The organism is Desulfosporosinus acididurans, assembly GCF_001029285.1.
GTDB classification, from domain to species: domain Bacteria; phylum Bacillota; class Desulfitobacteriia; order Desulfitobacteriales; family Desulfitobacteriaceae; genus Desulfosporosinus; species Desulfosporosinus acididurans.
In genome coordinates this window covers 13,561-32,803 of record NZ_LDZY01000021.1, presented here as the reverse complement: position 1 = coordinate 32,803, position 19,243 = coordinate 13,561, and the positions used below count along the sequence as shown (strand labels likewise).

The following is a 19,243-nucleotide window of genomic DNA, read 5'->3' as shown; positions in this document are numbered from 1 at the left end:
AAACCTTCGACTTCGGATTCCAACGCAGCGTATCCAAGGAACAGATGCTAAGGTTTGTCCGATATGACTTGGGTTGAGCAAGCGTTTAACATTTGTTTCCTGGGACCACCTGGTATTGGGAAAACGCATCTGGCCTTGTCCTTAGCGGTACAGGCTTTAAACCTAGGTTATGCCGTAGCTTTTACGACCTTGGATGAACTCATAATTACACTTAAAAACCTCGCAAAATCTCGACCGCCAGTAAGAGACGAATAAAAATACTCAACTCGGCATCACTGGTTATTATTGATGAAGTTGGCTTCATGCCACTTTCTACAATAGAAGCCAATTTGTTCTTCGGTTTCGTGTCTTCAATGTCCGAGAAAACATCACTCATCATTACCTCAAACAAAGGATTCGATGAATGGGCTGACTTTTTAGGGGATGCCACCATTACAACTGCGATTTTAGACCGACTTATACACCACTGCGAGATTTTAAACATGACGGGAAACAGCTACAGACTCCAACATAGGAAGACTATTACACAGTAACAAAATGTTGTATGGTTTGTGGCGAAAAGTTGCTGGTTTTACTTGACTGCTTACAACATATCGATTATTTTGTTTATCTTTCCTTTTTTCTAAGATAAAACAGTACATCAGTGCTGTTTTATCTTATCGTTGAGCAATTATTTTCTGTTTGAAGATCCTTTTTATATTCCATTATTAAATCACATAACTGAATGTCAAGATCATCCCTTTTACTCTGCCATTCTTTTTGTGTGTCAATAACTCCAACTGTTTCACTAACCATTACATTTTCCTACATATTACTAAAGAAATTAATTGCCTTATGAAATCAACATTTATGTATCCAAATATTAAGGATTCCTTCATTAAATACTTAAAATACAATGGCTATTCAGACGCATCTATAATATCGTGATAAGATATCGCGTTTTTTGTGATATTAAATTTATATAAATGAAATTAACTCAGCTAGTTTTGCATAAGGCAAAACATAGCTGGGTTAATTAATAAACATAAAACTTTTAAACAATATCTAAAAGTGTATATTTATCTTCGTTTTCCTGTTTTATCTTTAGAGCCTCTATATTTACTCCATCAGTAACATAGATATCAAAGCTACTTTTAGCTCGCGTAATGGCAGTGTAGAGCAAATTATTATTCAGCAGTTTTTCCTTGTTCTCAAAAACGATCAGAACTTTAGGAAACTCGGATCCTTGACTTTTGTGAATCGTAAAAGCAAAAGCAGGTTGAAAATAATTGGCACTCTTCACTAAAGAATATTCAAAGGTTTCCCCGCTCGGTTTCTCAATGCAAAGCTTTCGTACCATTTTTACATCAGTACGTTTTTTTACAACTTGATGCTTCTCTTTTACAGTAGTTTCAACCCCTGAAAAAAATTCAGATAGAGTTGGCTCTCTTTCATATTCCACTTCCGATATCTCTTTCTTTTCTTGAATCACTTCCCGCTCTATAACCCCCTTAATCTTGCATATATTTCCGTTATAAACATCATTCTTTGGATCATTGCGTAGAATCATTATGTCTTGTCCAGGGCTATAGGTGTAAAAAGAAGTATCCATAATTTCAGTGTGGAATTGGCTCTCATACTTATTAATCAATTCCATCAAATGTGTCGAATTGGTGAGGACTTTATAACCACATTCGATTTTCTTGTGTATGTCTCCAATATTGAACGACTTGAATTCCAAGCCTGAAAAATCATTATGAAGCACTTGATTTGCAATAATCGCAACGCCTTCACTTGATCGAAAATTTAAATGCAAGTGATTAAAAGAAACAGCCTTATTCTTAATAAGTTCCAATTCATAGATTAGGTTATTGCTCCCGACGGGATTTATTTGATTACTATCACCGCAACAAATAATCTTTGTTGTTGGCTTTAGAGCATTTAATAAAAGTGCAAAGTCATATTTTGTAACCATACTGATCTCATCAATAAACAGGATATCCACATCTAATGTGTTGTTCTTATCAGCCAAAAAATAGGTTATTTCCGAAAACCTTGCCCTACAAAGGCGATGTATGGTTTTAGCTTTCAATCCTTTTCTAGATAACACATCAGCCGCTTTCGCAGAAAATGCACAGAACTCCATTTTATATTGCTGCACAAAATTATTGCAAATGTTAGCGATAGTTTGTGTCTTACCACTGCCCGCACTACCCAAGAGAAATACTATCTTCTTCTCTGGATCTTCTATATCTCTCACAAAATTCCTCTGAACATTTAAATAATCCCGCTTCTCCTCTAAGGAAAAGTCAGCCCTATTTCTCAAGTTGAGTTCGAGTTCTATAAGATATTGGTCATATACTTTAATTGATATACTTCCTTCTCCAAGTTTTGATTCTAACGCATCTTTTAGGCAAGCGGTTTCTATACGATTTTTTTCTTGTCTAAAAATATTTTTTAAATCATATTTTTTATCCTTAAACATCTGTAAGAGTTTTGGCTTCTCTTCAGCTTTTGCTTTTTCTTTCTTTACTTTGTACTCCTTACCGAGTTGAATTATTTTATTTTGGTAATCCTTATAGTTTTGTTCAATATAAATGCTATACGGGTTTTTAATATAATCTTTTATATCTTTCAGGAGTTCGATGTATTTCTTATTGCCATCATAGCCATTAGACCCTTCTATTTCTTCCCAACTGCATCGGGGTTTCTTATTTTCATAAGTTTCAATATATATATATTTCTCTTTTTCTTCGTCCTCATCTTCCACGAATTTGGTATTGAGAGCAGTATCTATGCTTTTATTTGACTTCACTATATCAATTCGTTTTTTTCCAGGATATGATTCTTTAAACTTGTTTACACTATCGGCTAATTCCTTCGTGACATATAATGTCACGTATTGAGTAACGGCTTTTTGTGCCTGTATCTCCGTCGTAAAATCTGAAAACTCCTGTAAATCGAGATTCAGATAAATCTTTTGGGATACTTCTATTTCCCGACGACTCCTTTTCTCTACTCCACTAAACATTTCAGACATTAAATAATGATTAATGTACCTATTACAGAGAATATGGAAATGGGGCTTCCCTGCTATTTCTAAAATTCTTATAAAGTAAAAATCCTGATCGTCATTTTTTGTAATTTTAGCCCAACAGTATTTATAGAGTTCTTCATAAGTTGTAAATACTCTTGGTTCATCTTTAATAACTGGAGTAAATTTCATTAGACTTCCTCGTTTGAAATCATCAACTCTTGTTATTATCCGATCAACTATAAGTTCATAGTGCTGCCTTATAAAATCTACCTTGCTTTTATACTTGGTTTTATTTCTAACGGTATTTAAAAATCTATATTCAACACCCTCTTTTTTTGCTATGCTAACAGCTTCCTCTTCAAGAAAGGCGACATAGAACATTGTCTTTATTTCATAGCAAACCATCTGGTCGACCTTGGCATAATATTTTGCTTCTCGCTCCTTGTAAGTGCTACCTCTTGATTTCTTTATATAATTCGATTTCTTTATGCTGTGAAGTTTCTTCCTGAGGCACTCAAAATCGGCAACCAGGTCGTCGTACGATTTATCAGTAGTTAATGTAAAAAATTGATTCAAGTCATACAAATTAACCGCCCTTAATATTTTGGTTACCAACGTTGCCTTTATTTGTTCTCGACAATGATCACAGACAAGTAGTCCACAGGTCACCGCCTTGGCATAGAACTTGCCACTAACCTGGTTTTTTAGTATTCTCACCGATTCAAAGCATTTCTTTTCCATATGTCTCACACTCCTTTTGGATGTGTGCGACATCAGGAATAAGTAATGTAATCAAGTTACGTGCATTTGCCTTTCTCATAACGGCATCACTCCTTTTGCTGATTTTCATAGCATCAGGAGCAGACTCTAAACAATATTTGACATTCAAAAAAATGAATTGGTAGAATCTATTTAATAACAAAGTAACTCCTATATTAAGAGCAAGGGCTATCACTACAAGTGCCCTTGCTCTTCCGCTATGTAAAGGAGTAATTCTTATTATTAACCCAAAATAGGTGTAAATAATAATCAGCCATGAAGTCGATACCAAGTATTGACTTCATGGCTGATTATTAAATAAGTTTATTAGAGTTTTCAAGTATTTTTTAAAAACTAGGGAATGTAAATATTTTTGTAGCTTAGTTGATATCAGTTGAAGGATTGACAATGACACTTTTATGTTATTGTGCCGTTGCTATCTTGGCAACATTAAAGCCATTTGTTAAGAAAAACAAATGAAGAATTGGAAAAGTCGAAAAATCCAACAATCACTTACGAAATCGAAACTTCGTTCATTTTTAAAAATAAAGGATATTAATATCAGTGAGGATTTTGGGATTGTCGATATAGTCAAAATATACAATACGTATTTCGGGAATTCAGCTTGTATATAAAGATAGGTATAGCTCCATTTCTGTCCCTGGAAATCCCCGAAATTAATACTCGGAGATAAGAAACAAGAGCTTGTCGAACTTTTGCAAGACCAAGTGAAGGAAATTAAGAAAGTTAAACGGAGTTTGACAAAGTGGTGGAGGATGATTCCCAATTAATTATTTTAAATATCCCAGCCTTTTAGAGAGTAGTTTTATCATCTCATTATGCTGGCGCTGATCTTCTCCGTAATGAGCTTTTTGGATTTGTACCATCTTTTTTAAACGGTTATCCATATTTTCAAATTTAACTTCCAATTTAGATAATCTCATGTTTAATTCAACCTGACCAATTATTAAGCCTCTTTGTCCAGCTCTCAACTCAGCCTGACCAGTTATTAAGCTTTTTTGCATAGCTCTTAATTCTTCTTGACCAGATATTAAAGCCTCTTGGCCTGCTATGAGCTGAACTAACGTCTTCCTTAACTCTTCATCCATATTATCCCTCCGAATTATTATATCATATCCGTATAACCTTGAATGAGTACTTGACGGATAAATAAAAACATTTCAAAATCCTCATTATATAAAACGAAAGCCGTAATTTCTGGGCAGCTACGGCTTTCGTTTTACATATTAGTGCGTGTTATCTTATACTAATTCAGATTAATTCCTCCGAAGCATATCAAAATATCCTTCCTTTATTCTTGATGTTAAATGATCGAAAAACGCGTAATCTAAGCAAAAGGTATTTTTAAAATCGTATCAGTCTTTAGATAAAAGAATAGATATATAAATGAAAATAGGCGAAAAACGCAGGAAGTCGAACGTATTGCTACCGAAATCGAATTTATGGGCGTTTTACCGTCTATATATAGTCTTTTTAGTATCTAAAGACAGCGTGAATACGCTGAAAGTATATTGGTTTTAGGCCATTAAGCTTCATATTCCAGCCATTCATTCCCCCGCCCCGATGATTGATAAGAAACGTTGATCTAAAAAACAAAAGAAAACAACTCTTCTTCGGGCAGCTAACTGACTGCTCTTGCCTTTAATCTTGTCCCCATCCAACCGCTCCTTTAATCAATCGGATTTCCCCCACAAATAATCACCATTCCATTCCAGCCTTTTTCATATTTAGTTTTTCTTTTTTCTCTTTTCATTATCGTCAACTTTATCTTGACGTTTAAAAAAACATTAACTGAATTTAATTTAAACAAATACTTGATTTCTTAAAAAATCACTTCGTATCATCTAAGCATAGAGGAGATAACAGATATTCAATCCCCCCAAATGAAAGAAAGAAGTGATGCGATATGGTGAAACAAATTATTATAAACGGTTTTAACAGCGTCGAAAAAAAGGATGTTGAAGCTCCGAAAATCAATAAAGTACAGGTAAAAAAGCTGAAAGGCACGAAGGATGGTAAAAGGCTTCTTATAGAAAGTTATAAAGCATTAAGGTTTACTGTCAAGCCTATCGGCTCGGATGAAGAAGCCACTGAAATCAAAGAAGAGAACATAGCCAAACTGTTTCCTAACGAGTTTGCAAAATTCAACATCAAGATAACCACTACTTTTGGCGAGGCGAAGGGAAAGAAAGGCAATGTTATGACAAAGGAAGCCATCCTGTATTTCCCAGCCGCTATGCTAAAAAAGTTTCAAATAGATTTGTATTTTAGAAAGAAAATGGATTTGTACCACTACGACATGACGGCAACTCCAGAAAAATGGGAAACAACGGAGGATGAAAAAATGAAAGAGATAACCGAAGAAACGAAGGAAGAAGTTACTCCGAGACGAAGAAAATCAAAAAAGGAAGCCTAATCCTAGCTTCCCTGTACATATTAGCTTTAGTTTGTGTTATACTATACATAAGATAAGAAGGGCAACCGAATCGCAAGTTTTGCGACTGCCACAAGTGAATAGTTATAAAAACTGCGGCCAGGCAGGGCATTATAGAGGAGAGTTATCTCCTCTTTTTGCTATCTTTACAAAATTTAATATGTGGTATTTACAACCGAGACGTTCATATGAATGTCTGGTGTGTATTTTTATACTTTTTCGTATAAGGAAATAAGTCGACGGCGTTTTACACCTTTTCTCCGTTCGCGGGAATAAGTCGATAGTGGCTTTAATAGGAATTTTCCGTGCGCGGAAACATGTCCACAATATTATTGCGGCTTCTATCAGTTCTCGGAAACAAGTCGATATTGTCTGTTATCATTGAGTGCTTAAATTACTTTTCTTGTAAATCCCAATTACGCACACCATTATCAGTATTTACAACGTAATTTTGTGAGCATTCGGCGCAATCAATCCAAACGTTATGTTCACGAAACCCAGGAATATTATCGTGTTCTTCCACGATCTTTCCTTTTCCACAGGGGCATTCGTATTCGTAACGTTCTGTGTCGCCACTTCCGGCACCATATCCTGGATGATTCTCTTCACTTGAATAAATGAGTTTACCTTTCATAGTGTTTCCCCTCTCACAAACATTTCGTGAATATTATATAAGCAATTATCTTGCTTAACGCTAACGTTACTCGTGAATCTGAACGTCGACTGCGTTGTCCTCGCTTCTGACTTCGTACCGTTTTTCGGGCTTACCGTACACATTCACCAGTTGGTGGCTTGTTGAAAAGGAATTGTCTTCAAGGTAAGTTTTGCTACCAAACATTACCTCTTCGATGGTTGGAGACTGCTGCTCACTCCACTCAGGCTGCTCTTTGCAGAGCCGCTCTACCTTTTTTATAAGCGAGAGGTTTCCCACATTTTCGGTAGCATCATCCGGCATAAGTATAAATAAGTAATCTCTTGCGCGGCTTATTGAAACATTTACAATGTTTAGCTTGTTAAGGAACATATCCTTGTGAGTTGTTATTGATGGCGGCGGGTTGAAGAGTGCAATGATAATGTCGCATTCGTCGCCTTGGAAGCCGTGGATTGTGCCAACCTGAACGTCGATATTCTTTGGCAAGACAACAGAGGTCATTAATTTATCAATCAAATCAGCCTGTGCTCGATATGGTGCAATTAGACCGATTCGGAACTCCTCGTCCCCTTTCACCAATTCAATAATCGACGAAATATATTTCACGAACTCAAAAGCGAAGAGTGCAGAATACACCTGATATGGTGTTTTACCCTGTAACCGCTTCGGCCGGTAAATGCTTTCGAACTTACTCACGGGGAACTTTATGATACTCAATGGCTTTATATCGATAAATTCCTCAATCGGTAGCGGACGTTGACTTTTAGTGGTGCGAAAGTGCTTCAGAACCCCGCCATAGGCAAAGTGGCTGAACACCTCTCCAATATCAGGTATACTTCTGTACTGGGTCGTTAGCAGTTCAACGTGATATGCGTGTGGCACCGTCGTCGGAGCAGTAAATGAATCCAATTCGACCATCGTATAGATGTTCTTGTTTTTCCACTCATCAACCGTTGTTATTGGCTCGATTTGGAACGGATCGCCTGCAATTATAAACTTTGCTGGTGCCTTTTTGTAAAGCGGATAAACAATGTTCGCAAGTGGAATCATGGACGCTTCATCAATAACAATGTAATCCCACTTCAAGGCACTCAAATGAAGCCGTGTACCTTCATCTGGTAGAAAATAATCATATGGAAAACGTGCGATAGTAGTGACAATCACATTTCTGGATAAGGTACGGATGTCAAAGGTCTTGTCACGAAAAACACCGCTTTGCTCAATAGCGTTATCATTTGTAGCCCCGAAACGCACCAACCAATTCAAATAGCTCTGGTCAACCCCCATACTTTCCATCAGGCGACGCACAAGCACATCCGCAGATTTGTTTGTCGGAGTTAGGACGAGTACCTTCAAATCATCCGCAGACTTCATCATCGGGAGAATAACATTCCTTGAAACGTAAGTAGTTTTGCCTGTTCCAGGTGGGCCAAAAACAAACTCAATGTTCTCACATAAGTTATCCTGCATATTGAAGTCTTCATTGTACCCGTTGTCTTCGCCAAGCTTTATAAAAGCTTTCCGTAGTTCCTCTATCAGGAACACAGGGTTTCGCGCTACAATCCGAGCCTCGGTTACCTTTGAAAGGTCAACGCTGTCAATCTGAGCGTTTGTGCGAAGTTTTGCTCTAAGCGTATATGATTTTACATTCACGACTTCGACAGCGACCTTAACCATCGGTTGATCTGCAAAGTGTAGTTCTAGGGGAATGTCGGCAAGGTCTTCCATCGACTGTGGGATGTAACGGCTGGGGTGCTTCAAAATCAGAGTTCTGGACGTACCCACTTCAAGTTCAACTTTTGCAAAGGATATCGATATTTCACGGCTTGTAGCGTTATTTTCACCGCTGTTAAGCGATTCGAGTTCAAGAAGGGCTTTGAACCATCCGTATGAGTAGATGTCCGCTTCCTGTGCCTGTTGCTTTAGGTCTTCCAATCTGGCGATTTCCTGTATTTCGCGTTCAGCCTGTTCCTTTACCCTCTCGATTTTCTTGCTGATGTCTACTGTCTGTCTCGAATAATCGTCCTCATCTGTGGGAGCATCATCGGACGTGTCATCTTGTTTCGCTGGTCGCAGTTTGGGCGCAGAAGATGCTCGCTTCGTAATTTCCTTTCCTACTCGCTTGATGGACGGACTTATAGGAGAAGCATCCTTAATTTCATCATCGTCGCTTTCGTCGTCAAACAAGCCCGCGTCTTCATAATCATCACCGGCCTCCCAATCTTCGTTGTTTTCGGTAGCCTTTTTGCGGCTGGCAAACTCCAATAAAGCCTGCCGCTGTTCTTCCTCGGATAGTCCCAACTGTTCGCCCAAAGAGGTAATATCGTCATCCTCGTCAAGTTCTTCAACAGCTTCTTCTTTGATGCCTAAAATGCGAAATAATTCAAGCGCCTCATCGACCGATACTTCATATTGTGGGCTCAGGGTTTGGACGGTCAGTTCGCTTGCAGATACAAAATCGTCATCGCTATTCATAAGCCACGGCTGTGTGCGTAGGCGTTTTGCTTCATTTGAGTCAAATGATTCAGTTTGTTGCGATCGATAGAAATACTCATATTTCCCGAACAAAACACTATCCCGTGACCACGAATAGCGGTCTTTGAAAACACCATACTCGACAAATCTAAGTAACTGATTCCACGTTGCCACGGATAATGCGGAGTCTTGCTCTACGATAATTTGCTCGATGTTTTCTTTACATCCATCGATATACCGTTCGGACCATTTACGGGTATTCATATTATAATATGTGGGCTGTGACCAATCGTATCGTGGCTTTATCGCATAAGCTTCATCTTCCGTAAGAGTACGCTGTAATACCCTAGGTGTATCTTTAACACCTAGGTCGGTGAAAAATCTGACGAGTTCCTCTTCTTTATCACTTCCAAGCAATTCAAGGTATTCATCAAAGCAAACAAGTAGTGTCGCTGGCTTTGCGGCAAACCACAAAGGTAAAGATTCAAACGGCAAGTATAGACTGCTTGGCGCAGCTCGATATTGCTTTTCGTCATCCTTGGAGTGGCATAAAACAAATTTCTGACCGCGCAGCAAATCGATGAATGACTTAACTGTGGTCTGGGGACAAGATAGGTAGTATTGGAAGAACTTTTTAAAGTGCGGTTTAGTAGAGATAGAAGCACCATCTTTGTATTGTGGGAGAATGATATTATAAATCTCGTCTCGCAGAGATGGCTCGCTGACCCCTATTCGCTTAATAAATTCAAGGGTGTCCTCATTTTGCAGCAGGGATTCATTAACGGTGGTGTAGCCACTTCCACCATCTAAGGGCAAAAACAGAATTGCTTGTTCTTTGACATCATAAGCGGCGACGGCTTTTCCAGCCGAATCGAGAAAAATGGGCTTTGTTTTTATACGCTTAGTACGTTCTGCGTTTGCCGAAATGTACTTATACAGGGAGTGTAGCCACTCAATTTTCTGTGATTCAATAAAGACCTTGCTTATCAAGTCGATGATGGCATTATCAGTGACGATATTCCCGACAATCGCCCGTATGTAGTCGAACTTCACGCTTCTGCCAGCACTACGTGGAGTACTAAGAGAAGCAAATGCCCACCTCGCATTTTCATTTTTGGTTAAGAAAGCTAATTGGTTGTTCGAGAATACTTCAGCCAACTGACTATTATCAACGCCGCCCCAATAAGCGTCCGAGGAAGACACGTAGCCATTCTCCAAAGTAGGTATAATGGCCTCGGTTTCAAAACACTCTTTTATTGCTATGTAGAACGGCTTGAACGATATGTTTTTCTTGCTATTTACATCACTGAAACCGCTCTCGTCATACGGCACTATGTCAAAGATATTGTCATCAATTAGCGGTACGGTTCTCGATTGCCCTATGTCCTTGAGATAAACAAGACCATCAGCCGCCAACTCCGACAGCAAGGAAATCATGTGGAGGTTGTGCTGGACACCCGCACGAATTCCCTCACGGCTATCAGTGAGCAGGAACGGGGCGTGAATAATGAAGTTCAGTCCGGTAACTTCCTTAGTGGGGAAAAAGCAGAACGCACTATGTGTTTTGGGAATTAAGTTTCCCTCTCCATCAATGAAATACCCGACAGAATATGTGTGATCTTTCCCGTCATTGCGAGAAAACAGCCATAGTAAATTGTCATAGAGTTCTTCTCGGTTTGCCCCGTCGTTTTGAGTAAGTCTGATAAATTCGGCGGTTGTGCCATTGAAATCATACCGTTCCTCGACGGTCTTCCCATATAATCCGAGTATACCAGAAACCTTGAATTCAATTTCCTTTAGATTTGACAGGAACAAGAGCGGGTAATCTAAAGAGCGTAATTTTTCGGAAATGTCGGCATACGCTTCTTCCACGCTACGCTTATCGTGGTCAAATGGGAAGACAAACAAAGTTTCACCGTCCCGTCTGCCCGGATAGTCCTCTTCGAGACGGATGGGAACAATGAAACGCTCAATTTTGAAAAATACGTTCGGGCCATAAATGTGAGGGGTGGCGGTGTACTGGAACACCGCCTTAAATCCTACGCCGAATTTGCCTATAGTGGCTTCGTCGGTTTTGTTAGAACCACCGACCGCAGTAATCGCGTTTATATCACCGAGCGTTCCACGTTCAAGGTCTTCTGCCTCCGTCGCAGGATTAGAAACCGAAAAGCGGCGTATACCATTATGAGCAAACACAAGCCTGTCCCTGAACAACTCAAAGCGGGCCGACGTTGCCTTCGCATCGTCAGCATTTTGGAGCAGTTCATATATGAAGTGTGCTTGGTCGGAGTATTTCTCGACCACGCTATTTTTAACACCTCTTAAGCGAAAGGATTCAAGTGCCTTTGCTGATTCCATCGCATCGGCGGTTAATGCTTCGAAGTAAATGGCCTGTTGTTTATCCATCATGGTACCACCCCGTTCTGCGTTTAGATTATTACTGCAGATATTTCTCAATAAGAGCCTTTATCGCCACGGAGTCAATGCTACCGTTCATGTCATCGTAAGACACAATCAGGTTTTCTCCCTCAATGATGTCGTGTTTGGCGTATACTGCTTTCTTTTCTTCCCACCGCTGGCGGTAGTGCCTGTCCGACATCATGCCGCAGTGTTCCCAGTAATAGAGCATACCGCTTTCAGCATCGTCGATTGTGAAATCAGGGATTCGTGTGCCGTCCTCGCCGAGGGATAGTTCCTTTTCGTATTCATAAGGAATTCCCGCTTCATAGAGCATATTAGCTATAATCACCTCGGATTTTGAACGCACAAGTTCACCCTTAAGAGTTTTATGTATAAGCGAAGCTTCATAATATCGCTGCTTGAATTTAACGATTTCGGGTTTCTCAAACAGGCAAGTAAAACGTCTGGCGATGTCGGAAAACGCTCTCGATGAGTAATTTCGCAGGTGATACGCCTCGGCGTTGTAAAGAATAACAAGCCGATCGGTTTGCCGCGTAATTGCAGTATAGAGCAGTTCCTTTGAGAGCAAACCACACGGTTCGTTTATCACCAGAATGACCTTACCAAACTCGCTGCCCTGCGCCTTATGGACAGTGAGAGCGTAAGCAAGTTCAAGGACAGCGTCAGTCTCTTCACCAAAATCCCTACCTTCGTATTGGTAAGAGTACCCTTTCTGTGAGGAAAATTCGACCTTTAACCCACCAAGTTTCATACTGCGGACTTTAGCACTGTCGTCTTTCTTTACCCAATTTGAAAATGCGACACCTATTTCGCCATTAGCGACGTAATGAATAGAACCCGCGTTGTCTGGATAGGCTTTGCGCTTGGTGTTTATAACATTGATGACCTTATCTCCATAAACAATGCCTTCTGCGCCAATAGGTCTTGGTATTTTTCTATTCCAGAAATACGATTCCTTCGCCAACTCAAGATAGTTCTCACGATATTTGCTATGGATGATGTGGTTGATGTTTGCGACGCCGTATGGCAAACCTCGTATTGGAGCCAAGACTTGCCAACTCTCAGATTTGTCAGCACAACCGAGGTTGAAATAAGTATACTGACCGACAGTCCCGCCAAGACTGATGTTAAACCCATTAACGTCGTCAACACTTTTCATGCCGACCTCTTCGGCCACAGTCTGCAAGACCAAGCTTTCAAGTTCCTCCGGCGTAGACCACATCTTGAAAGTGACATTTTTACCGCAGTTATTACCTTGTAGCCGTACGAATATCTCATCGTCAAGTTCGGCGGTAGTGTCAGCATACCATTCAGCGAGTGCAGTGTCAGTACGCTCTTTGCCGTCTGTATTTTTTTGACGACGGGTGACGATTAGTTCGCCATAGCTTTTTCCTACTCGCGGGAACAACGGAATATCCATTTTCAAGTATCGAACAAGGTCAACAAATGGTCTGCCCGCGCCAATGGGCGGCAGTTGGTTGGGGTCACCGACGAAAATGATACGCTGTGCCTTACGCAGAGCCTGCATTAACGCACCGAACATCTCTTCAGTAAGCATAGAGCATTCATCAACAATAACGGTAAATGGCACGTCCTTTACTTCTGCGTCCGATAACTGATAGCGCATCGTATTGTAGTCGAATCTACCGTTCTGGATTAGAAACTGCGCGACAGTCTTGGCGTTGCTTGAAACGCCCTGCCGCTGCATGGCTTGACTCATTCGAACCCTTGCTTTTCCGGTAGGGGCAAGCAAAAGTACGCCACCATCACGAATTTGCGGTGATTTACACAATAACGACAGCAACGTCGTTTTGCCTGTACCGGCTCCGCCGACAAGCACAGAAATTCGAGCTTCTGCAAGTTCCTTAAGAATGGCTGATTTTTCCTCACGGGCGCGTTTCTCTGAATCGTCATCCGCATTCGCACCAAAGGCGGAATCTACAAGATTCCTCCAGTTTTCAGGAACGACGTGCCTTTTTGCACTTACTCACTTGTTTACAGACCTACGAATAATATCGTCAATCTGGGCAAGACGGCTTAGCTGATAAGCAATGGTTCCATCGGCACACTCCACAGGCATAAGCTCTTCCGAAAGAAAACCCTGTATACTTTTGAAAATATCGCTCGAAACCAGACACCCCGGCTCTATGGGCAGCTCGTTAATGTCAATGATGAGTTTGTTTTGAGGATACACGGTATGTCCGCTCTCAGCCTGATTTTCCAATACACTGATAGCGATTGCTCTGATTCGGCGTTCATCGTTTTCCGAGTCGAGTGCCGTCGGAGCGGCAAGAGGATACAAATCACGCAGTTCTTTAGGTGGGAATACCGCCATATCAACTTTGCGAACGGCCATTTTCAACTCGTCGGCGCACATCCTTGTCCGTTCATATAGTAAATATGGGTTCTCGATGATTTCTTTGTCCGAACAGTCAATCTTCGCCTTTTGCCTGTATTCGGTGTTAAACAGGGCATTAGCTTGCTCAACACTCAAAGACAGGCGAGAAAGAAGCCAGAATAGCGATTTACGATCACCGGAGAGAGCGAAAAAAGAACCCTGTTCTGTTCTGCCAATCGAATTGGCGATATCAGCACTAAAGTAATTTTCCGGACTTTGCAATACCTGAGCGACATATTCCTCAAACGCTACACTATTGTTTATTATCCTTTTAATCTCATTTGCAAGCACAATGCCGAACTTGAAACCGACAGCGCATAGCATTGATCCCAACCCTGGAAAGGAGCCGCGGTCTTGCCATACTTCCATAAGCCGTTGATTCGTCCAGTCAATGCAATCTTGCCAGTTGCCAGGTATGCATTCCTTAATTATCTCCAAAGCTTTAAGTGTCTGAAGCAGAACACTGATGACGGCATCATACGAAAGATGTTCAGTAGCATAGGAGAACTCATCGAAGTATTCATCCTCAGCGAAGACGGTTACTGATCTAATGTCAAAATCAGGGTGTGTTTCGGCGTATTTCATCATATCCCCATACGGAAGCAAGAAACCATCCTTACGGACGTTGCGAATAGAATGACCGATCATTGTTTCCCAGAGGATGGAGCGCAGTGTTCCGTCATTTGTATGCTTATGTTCAGGCGGTTTGGTTACTGACTTCACAAAACCGATGCCCATAACTACTCGCTTTGAATCATCAATAAAGGGGACTTGCTTCGCATATGCAATCACCAAAGATTGGTTCGGGGTCACGTCTTCATAAAATGTCTTAAAAATTGCCCGTTGGTTTACTGAATCCTGTATCCAATTTGTTGTAAACGACAACTCCGGTTCTCTCGCAGGGTCATAGTCGATATTATATCTGTCCGCAAGTCGGCGAATATTCTGATCTTCTCGGTCATTTCCTTTGCGGAGCATTGTCCAAGCGAATGGTCTGGCGGGTAAAGAGTAAGGTGGATATAGCAACTCCGTTTCCCGAAAATGTCCGTGTGTAGCTGGATTAGACTCCTTATACGGGTGTATGTTAATCCTCGAATGTTGCTTTGCAGACATGAAAACGCCGCCCTCAGACACGCAAGGTATTTCGTGCTCATGACCAGCAATAGGGCTCCCTTTGAGAGTTTCCTCAAATTCGTCATCCTTGTTGTCAGAAATGTTTCTTAACCGCAGGCAAGCATTGTTGTAGCAAGGCTTGTCACATACCAGTCCGCTGTAGCCGTTGTCTTTCCATGGAATACGAATAGAAAGATGCTGTGCCATAAAGCAATTACCTCCGTTAAATAACTTCCATCAGTTTACGGTTCAACCGCAGCCAATCCTGTGCCTCTTTGTAGCTAGGCATTACGGTGGCAACTCGAGTCCAGAACTTTGAACTGTGGTCTTTATAGGTAATGTGGGAAAGTTCGTGAACCACCACATAGTCAATGACCGATTGCGGACACATCACGAGCCTCCAAGCAAAGTTCAAAGTATTCCCAGCACCACACGAACCCCATCGGCGTTTTGCTTCCGACATCTTAACAGAGGCGTATTTCACACCCATCAGGTTGGCATAGTAGTCCACCCGTTCGCTGATAACCGTTTCGCCCTGTGCCTTCATCCACTTGCCAAAGCCTTCAAGCGTCATATCCTCCGGTACAAGCAGGAAGTTACCCTCGGTCGTGACTTCCTGAACGGCTTTGCGGAGGACAGCATAGGACTTCCCGAAATAAAGGACGTTTTCGCCGTCTTCCAAGACAAACGCACTCTGCTTCGTTGCGTAGTCGCTCACTTGCCGTTGCTTATCGGTTATCCACCGTGCTTTCTTTTTGATGAAGTCACGGATAACATCTTCGCCTAACCGCATCGGGGCGCGGACTACAAGTTTTGCCTCACTGTCAATTGTCAATGCCAATGTCTTTCGGTTGGAGCGTACTATTTCATAGGGGATTTCATTCATTTGTAATGCTCCCTCCCTAATTCGATTATTTTCTGGACGATGTCGTTTATCTTGCTGCCGATGCTCGGTGCGGTTACTTCCATGTCCAGTAGCTTGGAGCGGATTTCAGCCCTTGTCTGCCGAATCTGCATATCATGTTCCCAGAAGTCCCGCTTGGCGGTATCCGTCTTTAGCCGTGACAAGCAGTCATCCGTCAGCGATTTCAGGGCATTGAATTCAACCTCGGTCAAGTCCTCAAACTTCTTGTCACCGAAGACCTCTTTTCGGAGCAACGAGAAAAAGGGCATCTCTTTTACAGCTTCGTACCCGTATGTATTTTCTGTGTTACGGGCATTAAAGAGGTCGGTCTTGATAAACTTTTCAAGAGCTTTGCGGAGTTCCTTCCAGTTACCTTTCAGAGTTTTCAGTATTTCGTTCAGGTGTTCGCTGAATCGCTCGAACAGTTCCGGGTCACGCGGCGTGTTCTCAATAATGTACTCGCGGACGGCATATTCCAGTTCGTCCACGACAGCGCGGTCGGTTTTGTCGGGTTTTCCAACCCCGGCGATGAAGTCGGGCGAGAGAATGTCGATAGGCGGCACTTCCACGCCCACGCCGCTGATGACGAGATACTCTTCGATGATCGCCCGAACCTTGGCGCTGGCGTCCTTCATGGAATAGCGTGGGTCGCGGGTACGGTTTGCCACTGACTCACGGATAAACGCCAGTTGCTTGTAGCCGTCGCGGTATTGGAGCGCCACAGGGTTTGGCAGAACGCGGTCGTAATACTTCGACAGCTTTTTGAAAAGGTCATTGTACTCGTCACGCAGCTCCTCAACCGCAACAAGTTCCTCTATAACAGATTCGGTCTGGCTGGAAATATCGTAGCAAACCTCATCACGGACAAAAGTCAGAATTTCATTGTAAGCCGAGTTAAGGCGGTCAACGTCCTCGGCAACAGACAACATAGGGTCTTTATCCTCTTCAGAAACGCCCTCAAGCGAGGCATATTCCGAAAGGGCTTCTTTAAGGTGCTGGGTAATGCCGACATAATCAACGACATAACCGCAGGTCTTATCCTTGCCGCAAGTGCGGTTGACGCGGGCAATCGCCTGCAAAAGGTTATGGTTGACCAGTTTCTTATCGAGATATAGAACCTGCTCGATAGGTGCGTCAAAGCCAGTCAACAGCATATCGGACACGATAACGATACCCGTATATCCACCTTTGGCAAATGGCGTTTTGAAGCTGCCTTCCTCCCCAACAATCGCGTCTTTATCGGTGCTGTCCACGAGAGCCTTCAAGTGCGGATGACGGTTTGCGTCGTCGGTGCCAGAGGAGATAATGCACTCGACTTTCAGTTTTTCCATAAGAGCGATGTCAATGCCGTCTGGGTTATTCGCTTTGAGAGCGGTAATTTTGGCGGCAAGCAATTCCTCAAACGCCTTTTTATATCGGTAAGCAGCTTCGCGGTTAAACGCCGCGACTTGCGCCTTAAAGCCGTTCTGAAATACCGTTCTGATGTAATGCTCCATCATATCGGCGGCTTTGGCTCGGATAACGGCATCAGCCTCCATATAGCCCTTGAGGGTATATCGGCGCATGATGTCCTGCTTTTCCTCGTCGTCCGCATAGCCGAAGATGTCCACGAACTTGCCGTTCATGGCTTCTTCGTCTATGACGGTGCTGTTTTCGGCCCGACCCTCGTAGCGTATTTCCACGACCACGCCGTCTTCCACGGCTTGGCGCATATTGTATGTGTCGAATACGCCGCCGAAAGTGTTAGTAGTCGCAGTTATCGGTGTCCCTGTGAACGCAACACGGACGGCGTTTGGCATTGCTTTAATCATTCCGGCGGCAAGTTCGCCGTACTCGCTGCGGTGCGCCTCGTCAATCATTACGAGGATTTTATCGGACGTGTTCAGTTCAGGGAAAACGGAGACCTTTTTCTTTTGGCCATCCTTTTCGGCTGTTTCGCCGAACTTATGAATCATAGCGAGAGTAATATCGCTCGCTTCGGAAGCGATAAGCTGTTTCGCACCCTCGATGCTTTTCGCTACGTTGACCGTATAGCCTAAAACCCCGCTCGTCTGGCGCAGTTGCTTCTCTAAGTCATCGCGGTCGACGATAAGGACGATTTTCCAATCCTTCAAGTCATCGGAATGATACATCTGCCGAATGACATACATCATCGACAAGCTTTTGCCGGAGCCTTGCGTATGCCAAATCGTGCCACCCTTACGATCGGCGCGAATGCGTTCCACTAATTTTCGAGCGCCGCGATACTGCATATAGCGCGGCACTTTCTTAATCGCCCCATCCCAAACCGAGTAGTTGCGGACGATGTCGAGAAAATTGCCAAGCGACAGCATACCCCACACGAGTTTCTCTTGGCTCGGTACGATGCCGCCTGTCTGGTCAATGTCCGACAGCGGGAAAGGGTATGGTTCTTTCCATTCGAGGTAGTTTTCCGCATTGCCCGTGATGGTGGTGTACTTCGACGTCTGGCGGCAAGTGGAGATGACGAACTGGTTATAGCTGAACAAGTCGGGGAACTCCCGCTTGTAACGTTCAATCTGCGCTACGCCGTCAAAGAACGGTTCTTTTAGCGTGGGCGATTTGCACTCCACGACAACAAGGGGCAGACCGTTCACAAACAGGACGATGTCGGGGATGATTTCCTTTTCGAGTCGCTGGATGCGGAACTGCGACACGGCGAGGAAACTGTTGTTTTTCGGCTCGGCGTAGTCAATCAGTCTCACGGGCTGATTATCCTCACCGGTTTCCTCGTTATATGCAGAAAGACCGACCGCCAGACGATCATCGCCCTCGCGGTTACGGTCTATCAGGGAAAGCCCCTCAAAACTATGCAATTCCGTGACAAGGTCGTCCACTTGGCTGTCGGTCAGCCAAGGGTTCAGGTCAAGGAGGGCGGCCTTCGCGTGTCTCTCCAGTATAACGTCGCCGAAGTCGGCGCGGCAGCCCTTGCCGCCTTTCCATCGCTCGACAGTCCAGCCCACCTTTTCAAGGTGGGCGAGGAACGGTTCTTCGACGTATGTCAGTTCGTTGTTAGCTTTGGCGCTTGCCAT

9 protein-coding genes and 1 pseudogene are annotated in these 19,243 nt (G+C 42.7%); 2 read left to right on the top strand and 8 right to left on the bottom strand.

The annotated features are described in order from the left end of the window. A pseudogene (istB, locus tag DEAC_RS24880) lies at window positions 1-533 on the top strand (IS21-like element helper ATPase IstB); the annotation flags it as partial. Between the two features lie 500 nt (window positions 534-1,033). On the opposite strand, the gene DEAC_RS20565 reads toward istB, so the two are convergent. Then, on the bottom strand, window positions 1,034-3,757 hold the full coding sequence (locus tag DEAC_RS20565; protein WP_047811966.1) for an AAA family ATPase: 2,724 nt from the start codon (window positions 3,755-3,757) through the stop codon (window positions 1,034-1,036). A gap of 809 nt (window positions 3,758-4,566) precedes the next feature. Continuing rightward, on the bottom strand, window positions 4,567-4,884 hold the full coding sequence (locus tag DEAC_RS20555; protein ID WP_047811964.1) for a hypothetical protein: 318 nt from the start codon (window positions 4,882-4,884) through the stop codon (window positions 4,567-4,569). An 818-nt stretch (window positions 4,885-5,702) separates the two neighbouring features. On the opposite strand from DEAC_RS20555, the gene DEAC_RS20550 reads away from it, so the two are divergent. After that, window positions 5,703-6,212, top strand: a complete 510-nt coding sequence (locus DEAC_RS20550; protein WP_047811963.1) for a hypothetical protein — start codon at window positions 5,703-5,705, stop codon at window positions 6,210-6,212. A 412-nt stretch (window positions 6,213-6,624) separates the two neighbouring features. Here the strand turns inward: DEAC_RS20550 and DEAC_RS20545 are convergent, their stop codons facing one another. The 6 genes from DEAC_RS20545 to DEAC_RS20520 all read right to left on the bottom strand — a co-directional run bounded on the left by DEAC_RS20545 (window position 6,625) and on the right by DEAC_RS20520 (window position 19,243). Continuing rightward, window positions 6,625-6,864, bottom strand: coding sequence for a hypothetical protein (locus DEAC_RS20545; RefSeq protein ID WP_047811962.1), 240 nt, complete (start codon window positions 6,862-6,864; stop codon window positions 6,625-6,627). Between the two features lie 66 nt (window positions 6,865-6,930). Next, window positions 6,931-11,763 (bottom strand): DEAD/DEAH box helicase, encoded by a 4,833-nt coding sequence (locus DEAC_RS20540; protein WP_047811961.1) that lies wholly within the window; start codon window positions 11,761-11,763, stop codon window positions 6,931-6,933. A gap of 31 nt (window positions 11,764-11,794) precedes the next feature. Next, window positions 11,795-13,651: an AAA family ATPase gene (locus tag DEAC_RS20535; protein WP_282434471.1), complete on the bottom strand. Its 1,857-nt coding sequence runs from the start codon at window positions 13,649-13,651 to the stop codon at window positions 11,795-11,797. Window positions 13,652-13,765: 114 nt separating this feature from the next. Continuing rightward, window positions 13,766-15,496 carry a hypothetical protein gene (locus DEAC_RS20530; protein ID WP_047811959.1) on the bottom strand — a complete coding sequence of 577 codons (1,731 nt, stop codon included), beginning with the start codon at window positions 15,494-15,496 and terminating at the stop codon, window positions 13,766-13,768. A gap of 16 nt (window positions 15,497-15,512) precedes the next feature. After that, entirely contained in the window at window positions 15,513-16,175 is a 663-nt protein-coding gene (locus tag DEAC_RS20525) for a M48 family metallopeptidase (RefSeq protein ID WP_047811958.1), read from the bottom strand. Further along, on the bottom strand, window positions 16,172-19,243 hold the full coding sequence (locus DEAC_RS20520) for a type I restriction endonuclease subunit R (protein WP_047811957.1): 3,072 nt from the start codon (window positions 19,241-19,243) through the stop codon (window positions 16,172-16,174). The genes DEAC_RS20525 and DEAC_RS20520 overlap by 4 nt, the downstream gene beginning before the upstream one ends.